The following is a 21,428-nucleotide window of genomic DNA, read 5'->3' as shown; positions in this document are numbered from 1 at the left end:
GGCCGTGCGCTGTCTGTCCTGCGGCCAGTTCGCGGCGGTCGTCACCGGCGAACCGCGCCGTCCTGTCGTCTGCCTTCTCTGCGGGAAGGCGTACGCCGACATCGCGGGAGCGGTGGACGCCTACGGAGTGGGTAGCTTCTACGAGGCGATCACCCAGGGCGGCGAACCGCCCGCGTACGAGTGCGCACAGTGCTCGGGGGTGGACGCGTGCGTCGTGCCGACTCAGACGGCGGACGAGCCCGACGGCCGGGTCCTGATGTGCCTGTGCGGTGGTCACCCGCTTGAGGGAATCTGCGCATACTGCCAGCGGGCCGCCGGCTATGCCCTCCCCGCGGCCCAGATGTGCGCCGACTGCCGGGACATCCAGTTCGCGAAATTCTGACCGACACCCTCGTGGAGGCGATGTAGAGGCCGGCGCCCGGTCGCATGCGGCTGGCACTCGTCCTCTCTCTGTCCTTCTCCCCCGCCGTTCCCTCCAGCTGGAGTCGTCCCGTGCCCTACCCGTATGTCCTGCTGTCCGCCGCCGTGTCTTTGGACGGCTACCTCGACACCCGGCCGGGCGAGGACCGGCTGCTGCTGTCCAACCCGGAGGACTTTGACCGTGTGGACTCCGTCCGTGCGAGCGCGGACGCGATCCTCGTAGGAGCGGGAACCCTGCGCGCCGACAATCCCCGCCTGCTGGTCAATTCCGAGCAGCGGCGTGCCGGCCGGGTCGCGGCAGGTCTGCCGGAGTATCCGCTGAAGGTCACCATCACCAGGACCGGTGACCTCGACCCGGACTGGAAGTTCTGGCACCACGGGGGTGAGAAGCTCGTCCTTGCCGTCGGGAGCAGGGCTGCGGAGTTGGCGGGAAAGGCGCTTGGCGGTCTCGCCACCATTCAGGGTGTTCCGCAGGATGCCACCTGGTCGGTTGCCCTCGACGTTCTCGGCGAGGTGTACAAGGTGCGCCGGTTGATGGTCGAAGGAGGCGGCACCATTCACACCCAGTTCCTCGAGCAGCATCTCGCTGACGAGCTACAGCTCGCCGTCGCCCCGCTTCTGGTCGGCCAGAGTGACGCCGTGAGGATGCTGGGCCCGGCCCACTACATGGGCGGACCATCCGCCCGGCTGCGGCTGCTGGAGACGCGGCAGATCGGCGACGTGGTACTGATTCGGTACGCGCCCAAGGACATCAGCACGGAGCCTCGATGACCACAGACCTCAATTCGGATGACCGCGGCCGCCCCGGCACCGGTCACGAAGCTGTCGCTGCGGACCGGGCCTGGCTCGCGCTCGCCTGCGAACTGGCCGACCGGTGCCCGCCCTCCGAAACCGCCTTCAGCGTGGGCGCGGTCATCGTCGCCGCCGATGGCACCGAACTCGCCCGCGGCTACTCGCGTGAGAACGACCCCCACGATCATGCCGAGGAGGGCGCCTTGGCCAAGCTCGGCGATGATGAGCCGCGCCTGGCCGGAGCGTCGGTCTACAGCTCGCTGGAGCCCTGTGCGAGGCGCGCATCGCGGCCACGGCCTTGCGCGCAGCTCATCCAGAACGCCGGGATCCGCCGTGTCGTCACCGCCTGGCGGGAGCCTGACACGTTCGTCCCCGGCGCAAACGGAGCTGAGCTCCTGCGGGAGGCCGGTGTGACCGTGATCGAGCTGCCCGAGTACGCGCAGGTGGCGAAGGCCCCGAACCGGCACCTGGTGTAGCCCTCCCGGGCCTGGCGGCGAGGCCGTGGGACATCGCCCGTATGTGTACAGAGGGCCGACGGGATGCACTGCGGCTGGCGGGGGCGGCGCGGCGGAAAGTGCGTGCAGGGGTGGGCGTGGTCCGGAAGGCTGGGGGATGGTTTCACCGGTCTTCCGTGTTCCTCCCCTCGCCGGGGAGACGACGTTCTCCTTCCTCTGCCGGACAGCGGCCCGCTACGGCTTGGAGTCCGGTGCATTGTTGGGCTGCTGGAAGTCGCGCAACAGTCGGCCCCGGCATGACGGCGGGGCCGGGCGCGCGGATGCGGAGGTACTGCTGGATGCGGCGGGGCAGGGTCTGCTGTCGCAGTTGACCGGGGTCGGGGAGCAGGTGCTGGCACGGGCGTTGCCGGCGTGGACGGTGGCGGACGACAAGCTCGAAAGGGGGCCCACCCCGCTTTTGAGTGAGAACGGGCTCTGCGAACGAATCCGGGTCCGGCGGGGGTCCGGCGGCCCGTGATTGATCTTGCTCGCGCAAAGGACGTTTGTGGGAGTGGTCGCGTGTGCCAGTCTCCGACGTCGGCTGCGCAGGTGACTGGAGTCGGGTGCACTGAGCATTGCCTCCGCTCGCGGGCCGCTGGCTCCTGGCGGCTGCTCAGTCGGATGGGACGGCTGGGTCGATGATCCGATACCCCACGCCGGGTGTGGTGGCGATGACCGGGGGGTCGCCGAGTTTGCGGCGCAGGCGGCTGATGGTCACCGTGACGGTGTTGGTGAACGGGTCGGCGTGTTCGTCCCAGACCTGTTCGAGGAGGTTCTCCGTGCTGAGGAAGGCGGGGCTCGCGTTCAGGAGGGCTTCGAGTACCGCGAATTCCTTGACGGAGAGGTCGAGTTGGTGGCCGTCGCGGCTGGCGGTGCGGCGCATCGGGTCGAGTTCGATGCCCGCCGTGCTCAGGGTGCGGGACCGGGCGGCGGGGCGACGGCGGGCCAGGGCGCGGATGCGCAGGATGAGTTCGGGAAAGTGGAAGGGCTTGGCGAGGTAGTCGTCGGCACCCAGGGTCAGGCCGCTGACGCGGTCGCCGGGTGAGTCGGCCGCGGTCAGCATCAGGACCATCACGCGGCCGTCCTGCTCGGTGATCATCTGGCAGAGGGTGTCGCCGTGGATGCCTGGCAGGTCTCGGTCGAGCACGACGACGTCGTACGCGTTGACGTCCAGCTTGGCCGCGGCGTCGAGCCCGTCGTGGGCCACGTCCACGGCCATGCCCTGGTCGCGCAGTCCCTCGGCAATGACTTCGGCGAGGGGGCGGGCGTCTTCGACCACCAGAACTCTCAACGTGCCCAGCCTGTCTCATTGTTGGGAGCTTTCGCTGTCGCCCTGCCGTCCGTACGGGGGAGGGTGATGGTGACGCGCAGGCCGCCGTCGGGGCGGGCGCGCAGGTCCAGGGTGCCGTGGTGGGCCTGAGTGATGGCCGCGACGATGGAGAGGCCGAGGCCGCTGCCCTGGCCGGTGCCGGTCCGGTCGGCGCCAAGGCGGCGGAAGGGCTGCACGAGGTCCGCCACCCGCCGCTGGTCGAGGACCGGACCGCTGGACTCGACGACGAGGGACACTGCGCCTGCGTCGTCTCCTTCGGCCCGTACCGCGACACTGATCCAGCCCCCGGGGCCGTTGTGCGCGATCGCGTTGTCGACCACGTTGTCGACCGCGCGGCGCAGCAGCGTCCGGCTGCCCCACACCCATGCGGAGTCGTCGATCCGGTTTTCACGCATGGTCAGGCCCTTGGCCGCAATGTCCTTTGCCCGTCCGGTCAGGGCGGTCAGCGCGAGTTGGCCGAGGGCGAGGCGCGCCGAGTCGGTGAACTCGCCGTGCTGGGTGCGAGCCAGGACGAGGAAACTCTCCAGCAGCCGGTCCACCTGGTCGAGTTCGGCACGCATCCGGGCGGCCAGCGTGGCCGTGGTCTCGGGTACCGGGCCCGGCTTGGCGAGGGCCACGTCCAAGGACGCCCGCATCGTGGTGAGCGGGGTGCGCAGCTCGTGGGAGGCGTTGGCGACGAAGAGGCGCTGGGCGTCGAAGGAGCCCTCCAGGCGGCCGAGGAGGTCGTCGATGGTGTCGGCGAGGTCTTTCACCTCGTCGCCGGGGCCGCCGATGGCCAGGCGTTCGTGCAGGCTGTCGGCGGTGATCCGGCGGGTGGCCGCTGTCATCACGCGCAGCGGGCGCAGCACCCGGCCGGCGACGAACCAGCCGAGGCCGACCGATATCACCGCCATGACGCCGAGGGCGATGGCGGAGCCGATCAGGATCTGCCGGGACTGGGTCTCGTGCGCCTGGGCCAGCTGCTGCTCCAGCTCGTCGATGCGGCCCTGGGCCAGTGCCGCCGTGGCGGGCTGACCGGTGCCGCCATCGGGGGCGGTCTGGCTGGAGCGCGATCCGCCGGACGCCACCACGGCCGCGATGGCGAGCAGCGCCGTTCCCGACAGCAGGAACAGAGTCACGTACAAGGCGGTGAAGCGGGTTCGGGCAGTGCCACGGCGCAGGCCGAGCCAGGTAGTCAGGCCCGCGAGCCGTCGGGGCGGACCCCATTTCATCCGCATGCTCCCCTCTCGCCACCGCACCAGGACACGTACCAGGCCAGGCTAAGCCGAGGCGCCTAACAGCGAGATGACAGTAGCCGTTCGGCCCCTGTAACCCGCTCCGTCACAGGGTGGGGCCATGAGCGATGAGAGTACGAAGGCGGCGATCGAGGTCATCGGTTTGCGTAAACGCTTCGGGCCACAGCTGGCTCTGGACGGGATGACGTTCACCGTGCGGCCCGGACGGGTGACCGGCTTCGTCGGCCCGAACGGCGCGGGCAAGTCCACCACCATGCGCGTGATCCTCGGCCTTGACACGGCTGAGGAGGGAAAGGCCCTGGTCGGCGGGGTGCCGTACCGCACCCTGCGTCGCCCGCTTCGGCACCTGGGGGCACTGCTCGACGCCTCCGCGCTGCAGCCGAGCCGCACTGCCCGTAACCACCTGCTGTGGCTGGCCCACTCACAGGGCGTGCCGGCCCGGCAGGTGGACGAGGTCATCGAACAGGCCGGCCTGGGCACGGCGGCCCGGCGCAAGGCCGGCGGCTTCTCGCTGGGCATGCGCCAGCGCCTGGGGATCGCGGCGGCGCTGCTCGGCGACCCGCCGGCCGTCATGCTGGACGAGCCGTTCAACGGCCTCGACCCCGACGGCATCGTGTGGATGCGCGGCTTCCTGTCGTCGCTGGCCCGGCAGGGCCGCGCCGTCCTGGTCTCCAGTCACCTGATGAGCGAACTCGAAGACACCGCGGACCATCTCGTGGTGATCGGCCGCGGCCGCGTCGTCGCGGACACCAGCGTGTCCGAACTGCTCGCCGACGCGTCCGGCGGCCGGGTCACCCTGCGTACCTCCGCGCCTCCGCGCGCCGCCCAGGTCCTGCGTGGCGCGGGCGCCACCGTTGTCGCCACCGGCCCCGACACCCTCGGCGTCACGGGCCTGCCCGACGAGGAGATCGTGGCCCTGCTCGCCCGGAACGGGGTGCCGTTCTCCCAGGTGTCCGCGCACCGGGCGACGCTCGAAGAGGCGTACATGGAGCTCACCCGGGGCGCGGTGGAGTACCGGGGCATCCCCGCGGGGGAGGCCACGCGATGACCGCCACCCTCACCCCTCGCCCCCCGGCCACGAGGCGCGCTGAGCGGGGCGGGTTCCTCAGGACGCTGCACGCCGAGTGGACGAAGTTCCGTACGGTACGCGGCTGGGTCCTCGCCATGGCGGGGGCGCTCCTGGCGACGATCGTGGTCGGCCTGCTCGGCACGGCCGCCCCCGCCCCCGGCGGGGGCGGCGCCGACTCCGCCTCATATCCGAAGGGCCCCGGCGGCGAGGCCGTCAACGACAGCTTCTACTTCGTCCACGAGACGCTCACCGGCGACGGCACCCTCACCGTTCCCCTGCGGTCGCTGACTGGTGTGGCCGACACCAGTACCGGCAAGACGGCCCAGGGCGCCCAGCCCTGGGCGAAGGCCGGGATCATCGTGAAGGAAAGCCTCACCCAGGGATCCCCGTACGCAGCGGTCATGGCCACCGGCAGCCACGGCGTGCGCATGCAGTACGACTACACGCACGACACGGCAGGCCCGTCCGGCAAGGTCTCCCAGGAGTCCCCGCGCTGGCTGCGCCTGGTCCGCTCCGGTGACAGTCTCACCGGGTTCACCTCCACCGACGGCTCCCACTGGACCAAGGTCGGCCATGCGAAGCTGCCGGGGCTTGCGCGCACCGTGCAGGCCGGGCTCTTCGCGACGTCACCGGAGGCGAAGCAGGACACCGCGGCGGGCACGGGCTTCAGCCCCGCCGTGGCCACCGGCACCTTCGGCCGTCCCGGCCTCACCGGCGGCTGGTCCCAGAGCGCGTGGAGCGGCACGCAGGTGGGCGGCGACGCGGGCACCTCCGGCAGCTACACGAACACCACCAAGGGCGGCTTCACCCAGACCGACGGCGGCGGGTTCACCGTGACCGGGGCCGGTGACATCGCACCGGTCGTCGGCGGGCCCGTCATGGGCGTCGGCTTCTCCGTCGAGAACTTCCTCGTCGGCACATTCGCCGGGCTGATCGTGGTGATCGTCGTGGGCACGGTGTTCATCACCGGCGAGTACCGGCGCGGTCTGCTGCGTACGACCATGGCGGCAACTCCCCTGCGGGACCGGGTGCTTGGTGCCAAGGCGCTGGTGGCCGGGGGCGTCGCGTTCGCCATCGGCCTGGCGGCAGCCGCGATCACCATTCCCATCGGGGAACGCAGCGCGCGCGGCAGAGGCTTCCATGTCTTCCCCGCCACGTCGGCGACCGAAGTGCGCGTCATGGTCGGCACCGGCCTGCTCTGCGCAGCCGCCGCTGTGCTCGCTCTCAGCGTCGGTGCCCTGCTGCGGCGCAGCGGCACGGCGGTCGCCCTGGTCATCGCGTCAATCGTGCTGCCCTTCCTGCTTGCCACCTCCGGCGTACTGCCCCCGGGCGTCTCGGAGTGGCTGCTGCGGGTGACCCCGGCTGCGGGCTTCGCCATCCAGCAGACCCTGCCGCAGTACGCGCAGGTGCTCAGCGTGTACGAGCCGTCGACCGGCTACTACCCGCTAGCGCCCTGGGCCGGCCTCGCCGTGCTGTGCGGATACGCCGCGCTCACCTTCGGCCTGGCCGTGGTGCGGCTGCGCGGGAGGAACGTATGAGTCTCCTGAGCGGTGCACGACTCACGAGCACGGCTGACGGCACGTGGCGAGGGGACTTCGGCCGCGCCCTGCGCGCGGAGTGGACAAAGCTGCGCACCGCAGGGGAAATGGGCAGGTTGCTCCTGCTCGCCGTCGCGCTGACCGTGGCCGTCGGCTGCGGCACCGCCAAGACCGTGAAGTGCCCGGACGCGGGGTGCGGCCAGGACGCCGTCAAGATCGCCCTGACCGGCGTCACCGTCGGGCAGGCGGTAATCGCCGTCCTCGCGGTGCTGGCCGTCAGCGGCGAGTACGGCACCGGGATGATCCGCACCACGCTCACGGCGGTGCCGAACCGGCTCACCGTCCTCACCGCCAAGGCGACGGTCCTCACCACGGTCGTCCTCGCCTCCGGGACGGCTGCCGTCCTGGCCTCCCTCCTCGCCGGCCGCTACATCCTGCCCGGCAACGGATTCACCGAGGCGCACGACTATGCCCCGCTCTCCCTGGCCGACGGCCCGACCCTGCGCGCGGCCGTGGGCTCGGCCCTCTACCTCGTCCTGATCGCCCTATTCGGCCTCGGCGTGGCGACGGCGGTACGGGAGGCGGCGACCGCCATCGGGATCGTGCTCGGGCTGCTCTACCTCTTCCCGGTCGTCACCCAGGTGGTCAACGACCCGGAGTGGCAGCGCCACCTCCAGCAGATCTCGCCCATGACCGCCGGACTCGCGGTCCAAGCCACCGCCCATCTGGACGAGCTGCCCATCGGCCCATGGGCCGGCCTGGGCGTGCTCGCCGCGTGGGCCGCGGCCGCGCTGCTGGTCGGCAGCCAGCTGCTGCACAGGCGCGACGCGTAGCCGAATCGAGCCGACCGCGAGCGCGGTGGCTTCGGGCCCAACGCCTCTGGGAACGGACCGATAGCAGGTATGCGACGGCCACTCCGGCTCCCTGCACCGCTATCCCTTCGGGTAACGGTGCAGGGAGGTCTTCGGGATGCCGGTCTTGACGCTGATCTCCCCGCAGCTGCAGGACTTCCTCGACGCATGGATCACCCACTGGCAGAACCGGCCTCACGACGGACTGCGTCACCCCGTCCTGCCCAAGACCGCGCTCACGCCGAACCAGATGTGGGCCGCGCTGCTCACCCTCAGCGGCTACGTGCCCCTGCCCTTGACCGGGGCCGACTATCTCGAACTACTGCCGGTGCGCTGGCAGCCCATCACTGACCGCGGCATCCGTCTGAGCTGCCGCACCTACAACCACGACATCCTCGACCCTCACCGCGGCCAGCGCTCCCCCGTCACGGCCAGGGACGGCAAGTGGGAGATCCACCACAACCCCCACGACGCCCTCCAGATCTTCATCCGTCTCACCCACGGACGGCTCCACGAGATCCCCTGGATCCACCGCGACCACGTCCACCAGCCCTTCAACGATGCCCTCTGGCACCACATCCAGACCGAAGTCGAACAGCGCGGTGACCGTGACCAGCACGAAGCCGATCTCGCCGATGCCCTCGACCAGCTCCTGCGCCACATCCGCGGCCCTGTCGGGACAGAACACCACACTCGCCGCCACAAAACCCCCCGCGCCGGCAGCACAGCTGCCTGACCGGCCAGGCCAGAGGCGCCCATCCGACGCAGAGACCGCACCAGCCCCGGACTGGAGCGAGAGCCTGGGCGACCTCATCGGCACCGGCTCGGCGGCCGAAACCGAGACGAGTGAGCTGGAAGGCACGGACGTACTGCCGGCCGAGGCAGGCGGATACGGGCTGTGGGACTCGGTATCCCCGTCGCCGCCGGCATGTCCCAGGCCCAAATCACCAACTCTGTCTGCCACACCTACACCGCCGCGGCGTCCAGCTGGTGATGATCGACGAGATCCACCGGCTCAACCCCCGCACCACCACCGGCGCGCAGAGTGCCGATCTGATCAAAGACCTCACCGAACGCATCGGCGCGACCTTCGTCTACGCCGGAATCGACGCCACCACCACACCCCTGTTCACCGGGGTACGCGGTGCGCAGCTCGCCGGACGCACCTCCCTCATCGACTGCGCCGCCTTCCCCGCCCGCCTCGCTGAGAGCGAACCTTTCCGCGACCTCGTGAAAGCCATGGAAGGCGCACTCGACCTGCGCCACCACCGGCCCGGAACACTCCCCCAACTGGCCCCGTACCTTCACGAGCGCACCGCCGGCCGCATCGGCGGCCTCGCCCGCCTCATCCGCCAAGCCGCCATCACCGCCCCCATCGACGTAACACCGAACGCATCACCAATTCCACCCTCGAAGCAGTCCGCCTCGACCACCTCGCCGAACAGCACTACCGACACCGCACCCGGCCGCGAAGCCGGAGTACCAGCACCTCGTGAGCCCGACAGACGTCACGACCCGTGCCGCACCAGGGGCCGGCACCGCACAGCGCATCGTCGTCGCAGGGGCATGGCTTCGGATCCCGTCAGCCGCACCGGGCGTCTTCCGTGTACGGCCACTGCCCGGTGAAGCGACCGCCTCATACGCCCAACGCCTCGCCGACGCCTAGCGGCTGACGCTGTCCCAGCTCCTCGACGGGGCCGACATCACCCTCCATCGCCACGGCACCTCGCCTGCCACCGAACTCATCCTCACTCTGGGCGCGGCCCGGCACCTCGCCGCCTTGGCCCGCATCCCACTCACCCACCTGACGCGCGCCCTGCCCCCGTCTAGCCTCCCACGACGACGCCCACGACACCGAAGCGGCCGCGCGCTGGAAACCGCTCGAGGCCGCACAGCAGCCCGTCCGCGCCTGCACACTGTGCACCCGCCACCGCAGCCATGGAGCCATCGACACCGCCTGGGTCCATGCAACCCCGCACGGGCTGGTATGCCCGCGCCATCACCAAGCCACTCCCGACCCACGGCTTGCCTCCACCATCCGCACCTGGGCCGCGCCGGAACTCGCCGCCGCAAACCACGCCCACCAGCGCCCCCTGCGACACCCGCGTGCCAGCACCGCCTGGGCCACAGCACGCGCCATCACCACCCGCTGGTACGACCACCAGCAACACCTCACCCACCGCTGGCACACCCGCCTGACCCGGCTCTGCGCGGCCAACCCTCACCTGGCCACCACGGGCAGCGCCTCCCCCGCGCTCCTCGCGCGCGATCTGGTGATCTATCCGGAAACCGTCGCCCTCGCCCGCACACTCGCCACCCTCCCGAAACAGCCATACCGCGACACCGGCAAGGCCCTCGATCTCATCGCCCACCGACTCGGACTGCCCCGCCTGGCCAGCAACGCGAACGATCCCCTCCGGGTCTTCCTCACCCACGCACGCCACTGACCAGCATCATTCGGAACTCCAAGCCCCCAGAGAGCGCAGCCGCCTATAGACGCGCCACCACACCTACGAGAAAGCCAAGATCGATCCCACATAACTACTGAACCGCAGGCCATGCGCCCGAACAACCAAACCGAACACGCCCCCGGGCCACGCCAATCACGCCCGAACGCGGCCATTACCCCAGCTCCAACTCCCAGCAAAAAGACGGGACACCAGACGAAAGCAGCCCAGCTCCCTGGAGATCACTGCTTCGTCACAGCTCCAGTGGGCGGCGTCCGCGAGGGCCGGGCTGATGGTCGCGCCGTACCACTTCGCCGCCCCGTCGCTGAGGAAGTTTCAGGCGGGGTGGTGGGACAGTTCCTCGTCGGCACGGCCACCGGTCCCGACGGTCCGCCGCGGAGACGGCGGTGCCGCCGGGCTGGAACCGAGCACGCCCCGGGCCCGCAGTTCGTCAAGATCGGACAGACGCTCTCCGGGAAGAACATCGAGCAGGTCGGCCTGGGCGGCGCGGATGCTGAGCGCGGCAGCCTGGGGGCCTGCGCCAAGAGCGCGGCGGACGGTCACGCCGGCCATCGTACGGGCAGCGCATCACCGATCGCCCCAGCCGCCGGGATCGTGGTCCAGGAGCAGCGTGTTGGCCTGGCCTGCGGTGGTCGGGCTGTGGCCGGCCCGTGGTCGGGTGGCGGTGAGGTGCGGCCCTCCCGACCCACGCAAGGCCGGGAGGGCCGCATCCTGACTACCGGCGGCGCGGGGAGACGATCAGCGCCGCCACCGTCCCCAGCGCGCGCGTGTACGCCGACATCCGGCGCCCGGCGCCGTGACAGGCCGCTCCCCCGCTCGCCAGGCTCGTCCCCGGAGTTCGTGCGACTTGGGGTGATCGGCCCATGGGCGGGGCGGGGTGTGGCTACGGGCCAGGCGGTCGGAGAGGCAGACGCGGCGGGTTCGAGCAGCAGCTTCGACGTACGTCACATCGCCGCGCTCGTGCTTGAGTGGGCCGCGTAGCCCTCGTTGGAGGGCCCGCAGGTCCGCGCCGGAGATAGTCGGCGCGGACCCTTCTGCCGCTCCTAGTCGTCCCCGTCCTCTTCTTGCTCTGCGTCGTCGTCGATTCCGTGCATGGCACGGAGCACGTCCCGCAGGTCCAGTTCGAGACGCTGAGCGGGGATGGACAAGGACCGCTGTACTTTGCCGCTGACGTTGGTCGCAGTCGCTCGCCACTCCGAGACGAAGGAGTCGGCTTCCTGACTGCTGTAGACCGTGATCTGATCAAGAGCCACGGTCTCGTGGGGACGAAGGTCCACCGGGGCAAAGCGGATGAGGGTGCGGCCATCGCGCTGCTCGATGTCCGGGGAATGCAGGGACGGCAGATGGTAGGCCGGTGGCTGCACCCCGAGCACCCCTTGGTGGACGCCGAGTACGGGGATGGTGCCCTCTCCGTACTCGGCCGGCTGGTGAGGCCAGTCGACCTCTTCCTCTGCGTCGGCCGTGACATGGGCCGAGACGGTGTCGGGGAGGCTCAACACGGCCTGGACCTTCGTGAGGTTGTCTTCGCCAGGATTGGTCAGCGTGAGGGTCAGAGGCGTGCCTGTGGCGCTGACCGCCTGCGCCAGTGCATGCTGCATCGCCAGGTCGAAGTCGCTCAGGTACTCGTCCACCTCCTGCCGGAATTCCTCCGGGGAGCGGGAGTCAGGCCACAGGACTTGGAGTGGCCTGAAGGCCCCGAACGGGTCGGAGGCCGCCGCCTTCCTCCTCTCGTCCGCAGCGTCCACCTGCCCCATCATCTCCTCGCGGAGGAAGTCGGTGATCGTTCGGCGGACGCCCTCGGTCGGGGCCAGCACGGCGACGGTGCCGGTGGTCATGGTGACGTCTACGTTCACGCGCTTCGTTGCTCGGCGGGCGCGGCCCGTGAGGGCGTGGATCTCCGCTGGACGAGCGGGTTCGGTCTTGCCGGCGTACCGGTGGAAGACGGTGCCCGGGCGGTAGCTCTCATATTCCTTGTGCAGGGGGTGAATAGGGTCGCCCCACCGGGGAGGAGAGACGTCGACGAGCATGACGTGGCGCTTGCCCTCATCTGTGTCCATGGGGACGTACGTGAACTGGTAGCGGCTGAACTCGCCCAAGTAGCGCCTCAGCCAGCCATCGACCTTCTCGACATCGTGCGTCGGAACCCCGTGGATCGCGTCTTCATCAACCCCTACCAAGAGGTAGGCGTGGCCTCCAGCCCACTGCTCCGCTACATCAGGCATCCGGTTGGCGAAGCCAAGGATGGCTTTTGACACTGCGAAGGCTCCCGCTGCCTTCGACACGTCGTGCTGGGACTTCCACTCCAGCCAGCGCGTCTCGTCCGCGCTGCTGGCGTTCAGGACGGCGCGTATCAGCTCTCGCTGCCGCGCCAGCCCGACTACCGGTTCGTCCGCGTTAGACCTGTCACGTGAATCGTCTGAAGATCGTAGAGGTCCGTTCACCCGGCGGTCTCGGAGTTTCGCCGTCCACGGCCTGTCCGCTCACTCACTGGCGGCCACCGTCGGCTTCGACCTGGCGGAAAGGAACAGTGGGTGGGGCGGCCCCGGCCGTACTGCGTCCCGTCACGGGGACCGGGGCCTGTCCCGCGCGCTCCATTCCGGCACGGGCCGGAATGGAGCCTAGTCCGTCCGGGGAAGCGGCGGGCCTGACTGACGGTGTTCGAGGTGGTGGTCCCCCTACCGTGCGGCCATGGAATCCACCCCGATGCCCGAACCGCTGCGGCGGGCGATTCACCAGCTGGTCTCCGAGGCGGTCGCGAACTGCCAGGAGGTGCTGCGGTACACCGAGTCCGACCAGGCGCATACCTGGAAGCGGATGACGCTGTACCGGGCCACGGACGCGGCGGACACGATGAACATGGTGGCCATGCTGATCGCTGCGTACTGCCAGCGCACGGGCATGGGCCGGGAGTCCCTGGAGACGTATCTCCAACTGGAACAAACAGCACGACCGGGCCAAGGGGCCGGACGATGGGGACTGGGCGCACCTGGGGGGCTGCTGGGCGAGGAGGCTCCCGTTGCGGCGAGCGAGCCGGGGACCTGGGCCAGCATGCAGTTCCGTTCCGGGCGGCGGCACGCCACGAACGCGCAGAAGGTGGAGGACGACCCGTCGAGGCTGTTCACCGGGGACGTTCTGCACGGTCTGAAGGCCCGCCTGTGCGACGACATCGCCTCGTTGGACAGCTATCTGCCGCCGCACGTCGCGGAGCTGGCGAAGAAGGTCGTCAGCGTGCTGGAGGAGCCGCAGCCGGCCAGCGTGTGACGGCGAGGGTCGCAGCGTCGTTGGACGGTGCGACCCCCGAGGCGGGCCCCGGTGACGTCATGGCTGATCCCCCGGGGCCGTCGTGCGTCGGGGTCAGTTCTCCCCGGCCTCGGTGGTGGTGAGGCAGTCGGCGGCTTCGGCGTCGGTCATCAGCACCGCCTGGGCCAGGTGGGCGTCGCCGTCCTGGACGACGTGGACGCGGCCCGGGAGCGGGCTGCTCTTGGGGGCTGGGCCGGCTATCGGGGCGAGCCCCTGCCAGGCGCTGGCCGACCTCGGGCTGGAGTGGGCTGCTTGACGGGAACAATGATGGCGCCCGCCCCGGGGATGTGGTCCGGGGCGGGCGCCGTGTTCGATTCTGCGGCCACGGGACGGCGTGAGTGACCATCGGGGCTATGGGGCCCTCGACACCGCCGCCGGGCTGCTGCACGCCCATCTGGTACGGGTGTTCGGCAGGGCGTACGGCATCGCCCCGCACCAGTACCTGATGTCCCGGCGGGTCGGCCGGGCCCGGCGCCTGCTGCTGGAGGGGCGGGCGGCGGGCGAGGTGGCGGCGGCCAGCGGCTTCTACGACCAGGCCCATCTCACCCGGCACTTCGGCCGGTTGGTGGGCGTGCCGCCGGGACGCTACCGGGCGGGCGTGCGCGGAACGTCGTAGCCGCTCACTTGACGTCGACGTAGTCGCCGGCCGCGGTCGCCCCGCCGGTCGTGTCCGTCTCGCCGAAGGTCCAGCGCCAGTGGCCGTCGGCGGAGGCGGTGACCGTGGTCTTCAGGGCACCGGCCGAGTTTGCCTTCACGGTCTTGACCGTGGTGTAGGTGCTGGTGCCGGCCTTGCGGAACTGGAGCCTGGCCGACTTGCCGCCGAAGCCCGTGTACTTGTGCCGCACCCAGTCGGCGCGGGTGATCGTGCCGGTCACGGTGAGCGTCTTGCCCTTGGCGACGGGCTCCGGGGAAGCGTTGACGGTGACCTTCGCCGCGCGCTTGACCCGGATCGTGCCGAAGCCGGTCAGGTACTCCGTGCCCTTGTACTGGCCGTTCTTCCAGATACGGGCCATGACCCCGATCTTCCAGGTCGTGGCGTCGCTGTTGGAGTCCAGGGTGTAGCGCGGGTCGATGTACAGCTCGCCGTCGCACTGGGAGGGCGAGTAGTCGGAGTGGGTGATGACGTAGCTCATGTGAATGCCGTCGTCGCCCTCGTAGCCCTTGGCGGCCGTGGTGCCGCGGTACAGGAAGGGGTACGTGTTCGCGTCGCCCGCCTTGACCCCGGACGGCCAGGTCTTCCGGAACGCGAAGTCGGGGGTGACCTCGGCGCCCGTGCCCACGATGATGGGCTTGCCGTTGTTGAGGACCAGGTTCGACACGGTGATGCCGGTGTCCGCCGCCTCCGCGGTCGGCGCGGTGAACGTCCCCAGAGCGATGGTTCCCGCGAGTACGACCGCGGAGCCGGATCTGCCTGCGCGCATGCACTGCCTCTTCGTCGGTGGGAGACCGGTGTGGTCCCGGTACGGAACGAGCCGGTCGTCCACGCTAGCAGGCGCTCAGGAAAGGTCAGTCGGATATTCGGGGCCCGAAGTGCCGGTCCCGCCGGGCCACCCTCACGGCCTTTCACGGCCCTTGCCCGGGAGGAGGATGAATGAGGAGGGACACCTCTCTCCTGCAGAGAGAGGTGTCGGCGCCCGGTGCCCACTGACCCGCGCCCTGTGACCCGGGGCGCAGCGGTCACCGGCCAGGGGCACGGGCAACCCGTTGCGCAACCGTCTGCGGCACCGGAGCGTGGAGCGTGACGTACACGCGTCATACTCGTCGGTAGAGGCCGGTTTCGTGACGGCCGTACGTCAGGCTCCCCGCCTCGCCCGGCATGCCGTACGGCAGCGCCAGGCCCGAGACCGGACCGCCCCGAGCAGTACACCGCGTCCCGACGGTGGCCACCGCCTGCGAACGTTCTGGCCGTGCTCGGGCTCGGCTGGGCCGACGTCCACGACGCCGACGCCCCGGAGCCCCTGCGGATCGACTTGGACGAATACACCGGCGACTGGTCCTTGCACATCGGCCCGCCCACGACCGACTGACCGGACACGGACTCGGGCGCTTACCGTGGGGCCGCGACCACGCCCCCCCACCACCACCACCACCGACAGCGCATGGCTGGCGGGCCCGGCCTCGGGAAGCCGGGCCCGCCGTGCTCACTGCGCCTTCGGCAGCGCGTCCAGGGCACGGCGTTCCTCGCCGTGGCCCCTGCCGGCGACCCGCCACACCAGCCGGTCGGCCCCGTCGCGGGTCAGCAGGGCCAGGGTCGTGGTCGCCACGGTGAGCCGGTAGTTCACACTCCCGACGCGGCGGGCCCGCTCGTGGAAGGCAGCCTCCCTCGTGGCCGGGGCCGCACGGCGCGGCGCCGGAGCGAAGGCGAACAGCAGCGGCGGGAAAGTGCGCTCCAGGGCCGGCCCGGCGTAGGTCTCCTGCCAGTGGCTGCGCGGGGCGCGGGCGGCGTTCCCGCGCCCGGACGGCGGCGCGTTGCGGTAGGCGTCGTAGCGCTCCAGCTTGGCGACCAGGCGGGCGTAGGACATGGTGCGGTCTATCTCCACGAACGCGCTGGCACCGTCAGCCAGCAGCACCACACCGTCGGGCACCAGGGAGCCGGCCGGGGTGGGGTGGGCGACTTCCACCTGCCAGTCGGCGCGGTCGGCGACCTCCGCCTGGTGGAAGGCGACGACGGTGTCGACCAGGGCAGGGCCGTGCTCCCGCAGGCCCGTCTTGCCGGCCGCTCGCTTGCCCGTGGTCCGGCCCGCCGTCGGCGCGAGCTCACCGGAGCGGCTTCGGCGAGGCCCGCCGGGGTGCAGTACCAGTAGCTCTGCTGAGCGCGGTGGGTGCGGCCGACCAGGGCCGGGAATTCATCCAGCAAGTTGCGCAGCGCGCGACGGAGGTGATCGGTGCCCTGCTGGTGGGGCAGCAGCAGTGCCTTGAGCTGGCGGGGTGTGGCCAGGCGCAGCTGAGCGAGGGTGAGCAGGACCTCGCCGCGGAGGTCCGCGCCGGCCTTTGTCGCCGCTGTCTTCCGGGCCCGGGACGCTTCTCCAGGTACATCAGTACTGGCAGAAGAGGAGTTACAACCGGCCCGGGCAGGCGAATCAGGGGCCTGATCAGCAACAACCGTCAGGCGGAGGCCGGAAGCTGCGGGGCTGGGAGCCGGGCTTGTCGCAGGGCTCGCCGTGGGGCTCGCCGTCGCAGCGGTGTCCGCCGGGAATGGCGGAGTGTGCGGAGTGGAGGCGGTGGTCATCGGGTCCTCGGGATCCTCCGGCCGTCGTGGCCGGATCGGTGACAGGTCCGACCCGCACGCGAAATGGTGCGGGCCGGGGCCACCGTGCAAAGCCCCCCTTGCCCGCGGTCTGACGGTCGCCGTCGTGTCATGTCCGATTTCGCCTTGACCACCCCTGGACCAGGCGGATTTGTCCGTGACTGACGTCGCGGCGGTCCACGGCGCGCTTCGCCCGTGTCGTTCACCAGCCAAGCCCCAGCACCCGAGCGCACCTTGCATGCTGACGATCTTTGACGGGTTTGACGGGGTCTGCAGTCCTGGAGGGCTGTTGGCGATGCGGGCGTTGAGTTTGAGTTGCCTTGCCCGCACAACAGAGTGGGACCGGATTTGATCTTTGGCAGCTTTGGCGGGGTTCCTGGCCCCAAGGGGATGTTGGGCGGAGCGGACTTTCGCGTCGATCACCCAGAGCGCGGCTCGCAGCCAGCGAGCCCGATCGTTCTGGACCTTTGACCACCTGTGCCAAGTCCGGCTTCGGCGAGGGATGCCGCAGCTGGCTGCATCCGGTTTCGATGTCGACGAAAAGAAGGCGTCCCCATGACTCAGCTCGAACGTAGCACCTCGACTGCCCAGGCCACCGTGGCCCGGACGGCCTTGAACTGGCTCATCGCGTTGACCCTGCTCGTCACAGTCATGGCCGTGACGGTGCTCGCGGCGACCGGGAACAGCCAATACCTGGCGCCGGTCATCGCGATCGGCTCCGGTGCGCTCGCTGTCGACGGGAGCGTGCACATTCGCATTCACATCCGCCGCTGACTTCCGCGAGCAGCACGCACCCAGTCACTCCACGATGCATTGCCCACTCCAACGCGCACCAACGGGAAGGTGCACCGCGCGCATCCGGTGCGCGCGACGTCGTTCATCGCGTGCGAAGCGCACCACGGTGGAGTCCACCGCGCGCCCAGAGCGGAGTCCACCGCGCGCGGTGCGCACCACAGTGGACTCCACCGCGCGCGGTGCCGGGCGCCCCCACCTGATGGCTCGCACCGTGATGCCGAGTGAACCGCACCCCGCGCACCCGCGCCGAGGCCGCTCACCGTGACTGTGCGGGTGGGAGAAGTCTCCCCTCCGGTGCAGGGCATCGCGGGTCGGTGCGCGTCATCACTGTCCTTGGACAGCGAAGCCAGTCGTCGACTACGCGCTGACCTGCGGCGACTAACTTGATTGGCAAGGGAATCTGCGATGCCACCCCTACCCGTTGACGCCGTGACCTGGGGCGACTGGATTGGATGGCAAGGAACTCGACGGGCTGAGTTCGATGTCGGCGGACAATCACTGACCTGTCTCAGCGAAGTTAGTCGGCTGGAGGCCGATGACCTGGGCGGACTGGATTGGCTGAGACGAGAGGCCATCACTCACGTTGCGCGCTCCAGCCATGATTCGAAACCGACGTGTTGCCCGGTCGTGGCCGCCCAGTACCAGCCCGCGAAGTGACGCTCACCCCGCGACCAGCAAAACTGCCGCACCGGAGCGGCGTCCTCGAGCCGGGCCGTCACACAGTCCAGCAACGGACGTCGGCGACGCCCACGCAAGGCGTCCACGTACGACAGCTCGACGTACGGCTCCGCAAGATCCACCCCAGCCGGTACAGCTACCCGCCACCCCCAGCACGATCACCCGCACGACTAGTCGTGGAAGGCCGTGGTCGCCTCGAGCGCGGCGCGCCCAGTCGTCACCCGGTTCACTGGCGCGGTCTCATCGGCATAGCCGAAGGAGATGCCCACGAGCAGCTTTCCTCCGGTGACGCCGAGCTCGCCTCGGACCGTGCCGGCGTAGAAGCTGAGCAGTCCCTGCGGGCAGCTGTCCACGCCGTACGCAGTCATCGCCAGGAGAAGGGTCTGCATGTAGCCGCCGACGTCAGCGGCCAGCCGTGGCCCGCCGTCACCGTTGACGAACAGGAACGCCGCGTGTGGCGCGCCGTAGAAGCGCAAGCTCTCCGCGTCGTAGGCCGCACGTGCCGCGTGGTCGTCAGGGTCGATGCCCAGCGCTCCGTACAGCTCGGCTCCGAATGCGGCCCGGCGAACCTGCTGCACCTGCGCGTACATGTCCTCGGAATACGGGAGGTCCGCCGAGGTGCGCTTCTCGGCGTGGGCCGCCTGCAAAGCATGCGCCAGGCGCTCACGCGTCGCGCCGCTCACCACCTCCACCTGCCAGGGCTGCGCATTGGAGTTGGACGGCGCGGCGCCGGCCAGGGAGAAGATCGCGCGCATCGTGTCCACAGGCACGGCCTCCGGACGGAACGCGCGTGTCGCGTGACGGTCGCGTATCAGCTTCTCCGCGCAGCCACTCAGCTCGGTGGGGTCGGCGGGACCGGCGGGGACTGGCCTGTTCATGGAAGACTCCTCAGGGACAGCGCATGTAAACGGAAGCGTTTACTTGGGGGCAACCCTAGCGAGCCGACCCTGCCGAGGTAAACGCCTACGTATACTTGCTTCATGGGTACGACGACTACCGCACTTCGACGAGGGGGGCGTGGGGGCCGGGAGCGCATCCTGGCTGCCGCCGCCCAGCTGTTCGCGGCCCAGGGGATCAATGCAACCGGTATGGAACAGGTCGCGGAGGAAGCACCGGTGTCCAAGCGCACGCTCTACGCGCACTTTCGGACCAAGAGCGACCTGGTCATCGCCCACCTGCAGGACCTCGTGTCGTCGGGCGCCACCCTGGAGAGCGTGCTGACCCGCGAGGACATCCCCCCAAGGGAGCGGATCCTCGGACTGTTCGACCAACCCGCGGCGGACGCGGCTCCGGTGCGCGGATGCCCGTTCATCGATGCCGCCGCGGAGTTCCCCGATCCGAAGAGCGCGGTCCATTCCCACGCCCGCGAACAGAAACTGCGGATGACTGAGCTGGTCACTTCCTTGGTGAGGGAGCTGGGCTGCCGGGAACCCGTCGCACTCGCCGAACAACTGGTCACCCTCGCGGACGGTGCGGCCAGTCGCGCCATGGTCCTGGGCGAAGCGGACTACGGCCGCCACGCGCGAGCAGCAGCCGAGGTCCTCCTCGAACGCGCTCTACCGGGCACGAACTGACGAGGAAGAGGGCCGCGCTGGACAAAGGTTCACCGAGGCATCGCTCGACGGTCTTGGGTTGCCTATCACCTGCGTGACGGTTTCCCGCTCGATGAGAGGCCCGGCCGGACAACGCCAAGTCGGGCTCCGGCGGAGGCACCTCGTCCCGTGCCGGCTCCGGGAACGGCGCGGCGCAGGGCGGGGAGCAAGTTCTGCCGCACGAACGACCTGATCACGGAGGCCGTGGGAAAAGAGTTCTGTCCGCCGGGTCAACGATGTCGTCGTGCCGGCCACCACATCGAGGAGGAACTGGCTGCACGACGCCGGATAGACCTCCCAGAGGGGGCCGCGTCCCTCATTGAGGATGACGGTCCATTCCTCCGGCCCGGCACCGGGCCGGACCAGCCAGTACAGGAAGTGTCCCGCACCCTCCACGTACCCCCAGGGCACCAGCCTGGCGTTGACCTCATGGAGTACCGACGGCTTGTCTTCGCCCGCTTCCCAGAGTTCGGCGAGGATCTCCTCGCGTCCCGCGGTCTGGGTGACCAGGTCGTACATTGCATCCGAGCGGCCCGGTTCCAGCAGCCAGGGCACCCCCGCGAAGGGCCCGCCGCCGTACGTCTGGACGAGCTGCTTGTAGTCGGCCGGCAGGACGATGTCCAACGCGCAGGCGGGCTACGAAGGAACTGTGGCCTGGCGGGGTGACACGCCAGACGGCGTTGTCCTCGTACTGCTGGACCTCCATCCGTGCGGCGCCGCCGTTGAGTCCTTCGGGCGGTCTGGGCGATGGCAATGGCGGCAGCCCAGCGTACGAGGCCGTCCGCGGCATCCAGACTGGCGGTGAGGGCCCCCGGGAGAGCCGTCGTGCCGAGGGATGCCGACAGCAACAAGCGAGGTGGCCTTCGCGACGGCATCGTCCTCGTCCTGCTCGGCAGCCAGCGCCTCCTCGTACAGCGGGAGGAGCTTGTCGGAGGAGTTCTCGGCGGCCTCGGCGCGCCAAGCGGCGATGTCGGCCCCGTCGGTGATCTCGCGCTCCTCGTCCCAGTTGACCGCGAGGCCGGTCAGGAGCTCCAACGCGTGCTCACGCGCCGGATCCGGGCCGGCGAGAGCGATCCGGGCAAGGAACGGCACGGCCTACGGAGATGCCTGATAGCGGGTTCCCTGGTGCGCGAGATGATCGAACAGGCTGCTGACGGCCTGCTGTCGTGCCTGCTCGTCATCTCCGCACAGGGCGCGCAGTTGGCCGGGCACATCGGCGGCCGTTCCGTAGGCATGGTTCAGGTTCGCCCAGTCCACTTCGTCCAGGCCGGTCAGGAGGTTGTCGTCCGCAGTGATCACGGCCGCATGATGTCAGAGTCCTCCGACACCGGTAAGCCTCAGCCGGTGGGCCGTCGGAATCGAGCACCACGGCCGGGTAGAACTCGGTTCCCACCGTTTCCAGCACGTACACGTGCTCGCCGCCCTCAGCCAGCGAAACACTTGATGATCCTGGCGCGGGAGGGACGGGAATGCACGAATCGATGTCGCCCACCTGTAGTTCAGCGTCGTCGGGAGGATCGGTCGTGATCGGCCGGACAGCTCCTAGTAGGGCTTTGTTAGGTGGTGTCGTAGGTCTGCCATGGGGTGGGTTGTCGGCAGGTGGGGCAGGTCCCGGTCCA

19 protein-coding genes and 3 pseudogenes are annotated in these 21,428 nt (G+C 69.9%); 13 read left to right on the top strand and 9 right to left on the bottom strand.

What is annotated here, in order from left to right:
- Positions 1-4: 4 nt before the first annotated feature.
- The gene (locus ACFVT1_RS40150) at positions 5-382 is read left to right on the top strand and encodes a hypothetical protein (RefSeq protein ID WP_389805540.1); all 378 of its coding nucleotides are present in this window, start codon (positions 5-7) and stop codon (positions 380-382) included.
- A gap of 110 nt (positions 383-492) precedes the next feature.
- Positions 493-1,688: pseudogene (locus ACFVT1_RS40145) on the top strand (dihydrofolate reductase family protein).
- A gap of 631 nt (positions 1,689-2,319) precedes the next feature.
- On the opposite strand, the gene ACFVT1_RS40140 reads toward ACFVT1_RS40145, so the two are convergent.
- Positions 2,320-2,997 (bottom strand): response regulator transcription factor, encoded by a 678-nt coding sequence (locus ACFVT1_RS40140; RefSeq protein ID WP_389805537.1) that lies wholly within the window; start codon positions 2,995-2,997, stop codon positions 2,320-2,322.
- A complete protein-coding gene (locus ACFVT1_RS40135) occupies positions 2,994-4,154 on the bottom strand; it encodes a sensor histidine kinase (protein ID WP_389805534.1) in 1,161 nt (386 codons plus the stop codon). Before ACFVT1_RS40135 ends, ACFVT1_RS40140 begins: the two co-directional genes overlap by 4 nt.
- Positions 4,155-4,371: 217 nt before the next feature.
- On the opposite strand from ACFVT1_RS40135, the gene ACFVT1_RS40130 reads away from it, so the two are divergent.
- The 6 genes and pseudogenes from ACFVT1_RS40130 to ACFVT1_RS40105 all read left to right on the top strand — a co-directional run bounded on the left by ACFVT1_RS40130 (position 4,372) and on the right by ACFVT1_RS40105 (position 10,176).
- On the top strand, positions 4,372-5,319 hold the full coding sequence (locus ACFVT1_RS40130; RefSeq protein ID WP_389805531.1) for an ABC transporter ATP-binding protein: 948 nt from the start codon (positions 4,372-4,374) through the stop codon (positions 5,317-5,319).
- Complete coding sequence (locus ACFVT1_RS40125; protein WP_389805528.1) at positions 5,316-6,878, top strand: hypothetical protein; 1,563 nt, start codon at positions 5,316-5,318, stop codon at positions 6,876-6,878. Before ACFVT1_RS40130 ends, ACFVT1_RS40125 begins: the two co-directional genes overlap by 4 nt.
- A gap of 107 nt (positions 6,879-6,985) precedes the next feature.
- The gene (locus tag ACFVT1_RS40120; RefSeq protein ID WP_389805526.1) at positions 6,986-7,711 is read left to right on the top strand and encodes an ABC transporter permease; all 726 of its coding nucleotides are present in this window, start codon (positions 6,986-6,988) and stop codon (positions 7,709-7,711) included.
- 136 nt (positions 7,712-7,847) lie between these two features.
- Positions 7,848-8,465 carry a hypothetical protein gene (locus ACFVT1_RS40115; protein WP_389805523.1) on the top strand — a complete coding sequence of 206 codons (618 nt, stop codon included), beginning with the start codon at positions 7,848-7,850 and terminating at the stop codon, positions 8,463-8,465.
- Between the two features lie 168 nt (positions 8,466-8,633).
- Positions 8,634-9,225, top strand: a pseudogene (locus ACFVT1_RS40110) (TniB family NTP-binding protein); the annotation flags it as partial.
- 777 nt (positions 9,226-10,002) lie between these two features.
- The gene (locus tag ACFVT1_RS40105; RefSeq protein ID WP_389805521.1) at positions 10,003-10,176 is read left to right on the top strand and encodes a hypothetical protein; all 174 of its coding nucleotides are present in this window, start codon (positions 10,003-10,005) and stop codon (positions 10,174-10,176) included.
- 336 nt (positions 10,177-10,512) lie between these two features.
- Here ACFVT1_RS40105 and ACFVT1_RS40100 read toward each other — a convergent pair whose 3' ends face one another.
- Complete coding sequence (locus ACFVT1_RS40100) at positions 10,513-10,740, bottom strand: hypothetical protein (RefSeq protein ID WP_389805518.1); 228 nt, start codon at positions 10,738-10,740, stop codon at positions 10,513-10,515.
- A 500-nt stretch (positions 10,741-11,240) separates the two neighbouring features.
- Positions 11,241-12,452, bottom strand: a complete 1,212-nt coding sequence (locus ACFVT1_RS40095; protein ID WP_389805516.1) for a hypothetical protein — start codon at positions 12,450-12,452, stop codon at positions 11,241-11,243.
- 433 nt (positions 12,453-12,885) lie between these two features.
- On the opposite strand from ACFVT1_RS40095, the gene ACFVT1_RS40090 reads away from it, so the two are divergent.
- Both ACFVT1_RS40090 and ACFVT1_RS40085 read left to right on the top strand, forming a co-directional pair.
- Positions 12,886-13,458, top strand: coding sequence for a hypothetical protein (locus ACFVT1_RS40090; RefSeq protein WP_389805513.1), 573 nt, complete (start codon positions 12,886-12,888; stop codon positions 13,456-13,458).
- A 400-nt stretch (positions 13,459-13,858) separates the two neighbouring features.
- Positions 13,859-14,113, top strand: a pseudogene (locus ACFVT1_RS40085) (helix-turn-helix transcriptional regulator); the annotation flags it as partial.
- A gap of 4 nt (positions 14,114-14,117) precedes the next feature.
- Here ACFVT1_RS40085 and ACFVT1_RS40080 read toward each other — a convergent pair.
- Together ACFVT1_RS40080 and ACFVT1_RS40075 are read right to left on the bottom strand one after the other, a co-directional pair.
- On the bottom strand, positions 14,118-14,918 hold the full coding sequence (locus ACFVT1_RS40080; protein WP_389805511.1) for a hypothetical protein: 801 nt from the start codon (positions 14,916-14,918) through the stop codon (positions 14,118-14,120).
- Positions 14,919-15,638: 720 nt separating this feature from the next.
- The gene (locus ACFVT1_RS40075) at positions 15,639-16,199 is read right to left on the bottom strand and encodes a replication-relaxation family protein (RefSeq protein WP_389805553.1); all 561 of its coding nucleotides are present in this window, start codon (positions 16,197-16,199) and stop codon (positions 15,639-15,641) included.
- Here ACFVT1_RS40075 and ACFVT1_RS40070 point away from each other — a divergent pair.
- Positions 16,104-16,301 carry a hypothetical protein gene (locus ACFVT1_RS40070; RefSeq protein WP_389805509.1) on the top strand — a complete coding sequence of 66 codons (198 nt, stop codon included), beginning with the start codon at positions 16,104-16,106 and terminating at the stop codon, positions 16,299-16,301. The two genes, ACFVT1_RS40075 and ACFVT1_RS40070, sit on opposite strands and share 96 nt — an antisense overlap.
- A 998-nt stretch (positions 16,302-17,299) precedes the next feature.
- A complete protein-coding gene (locus tag ACFVT1_RS40065) occupies positions 17,300-17,518 on the top strand; it encodes a hypothetical protein (RefSeq protein WP_389805507.1) in 219 nt (72 codons plus the stop codon).
- 869 nt (positions 17,519-18,387) lie between these two features.
- On the opposite strand, the gene ACFVT1_RS40060 is transcribed toward ACFVT1_RS40065, so the two are convergent.
- Positions 18,388-19,095 (bottom strand): nitroreductase, encoded by a 708-nt coding sequence (locus ACFVT1_RS40060; RefSeq protein ID WP_389805504.1) that lies wholly within the window; start codon positions 19,093-19,095, stop codon positions 18,388-18,390.
- A gap of 102 nt (positions 19,096-19,197) precedes the next feature.
- On the opposite strand from ACFVT1_RS40060, the gene ACFVT1_RS40055 reads away from it, so the two are divergent.
- Positions 19,198-19,791 (top strand): TetR/AcrR family transcriptional regulator, encoded by a 594-nt coding sequence (locus tag ACFVT1_RS40055; protein ID WP_389805501.1) that lies wholly within the window; start codon positions 19,198-19,200, stop codon positions 19,789-19,791.
- Here the strand turns inward: ACFVT1_RS40055 and ACFVT1_RS40050 are convergent.
- Together ACFVT1_RS40050 and ACFVT1_RS40045 are read right to left on the bottom strand one after the other, a co-directional pair.
- Positions 19,774-20,433, bottom strand: a complete 660-nt coding sequence (locus ACFVT1_RS40050) for an SMI1/KNR4 family protein (protein ID WP_389805498.1) — start codon at positions 20,431-20,433, stop codon at positions 19,774-19,776. The genes ACFVT1_RS40055 and ACFVT1_RS40050 overlap by 18 nt on opposite strands.
- A 471-nt stretch (positions 20,434-20,904) precedes the next feature.
- Positions 20,905-21,108, bottom strand: a complete 204-nt coding sequence (locus ACFVT1_RS40045; protein ID WP_389805495.1) for a hypothetical protein — start codon at positions 21,106-21,108, stop codon at positions 20,905-20,907.
- Between the last annotated feature and the right edge of the window lie 320 nt (positions 21,109-21,428).

Origin of the sequence: Streptomyces sp. NPDC057963 (assembly GCF_042887155.1) — a bacterium.
Lineage (GTDB): Bacteria > Actinomycetota > Actinomycetes > Streptomycetales > Streptomycetaceae > Streptomyces.
Note: the sequence above shows the minus strand (reverse complement) of the source record. Positions and strands in the feature narration are given on the sequence as shown.

What these genes read in the sequence shown, in the direction of transcription:
- ACFVT1_RS40115 (WP_389805523.1), top strand. Translation starts at nt 7,848, where the DNA reads ATGCCGGTCTTGACGCTGATCTCCCCGCAGCTGCAGGACTTCCTCGAC.
- ACFVT1_RS40130 (WP_389805531.1), top strand. Translation starts at nt 4,372, where the DNA reads ATGAGCGATGAGAGTACGAAGGCGGCGATCGAGGTCATCGGTTTGCGT.
- ACFVT1_RS40125 (WP_389805528.1), top strand. Translation starts at nt 5,316, where the DNA reads ATGACCGCCACCCTCACCCCTCGCCCCCCGGCCACGAGGCGCGCTGAG.
- ACFVT1_RS40060 (WP_389805504.1), bottom strand. Translation starts at nt 19,095, where the DNA reads ATGAACAGGCCAGTCCCCGCCGGTCCCGCCGACCCCACCGAGCTGAGT.
- ACFVT1_RS40090 (WP_389805513.1), top strand. Translation starts at nt 12,886, where the DNA reads ATGGAATCCACCCCGATGCCCGAACCGCTGCGGCGGGCGATTCACCAG.
- ACFVT1_RS40120 (WP_389805526.1), top strand. Translation starts at nt 6,986, where the DNA reads ATGGGCAGGTTGCTCCTGCTCGCCGTCGCGCTGACCGTGGCCGTCGGC.
- ACFVT1_RS40080 (WP_389805511.1), bottom strand. Translation starts at nt 14,918, where the DNA reads ATGCGCGCAGGCAGATCCGGCTCCGCGGTCGTACTCGCGGGAACCATC.
- ACFVT1_RS40055 (WP_389805501.1), top strand. Translation starts at nt 19,198, where the DNA reads ATGGGTACGACGACTACCGCACTTCGACGAGGGGGGCGTGGGGGCCGG.
- ACFVT1_RS40065 (WP_389805507.1), top strand. Translation starts at nt 17,300, where the DNA reads ATGACTCAGCTCGAACGTAGCACCTCGACTGCCCAGGCCACCGTGGCC.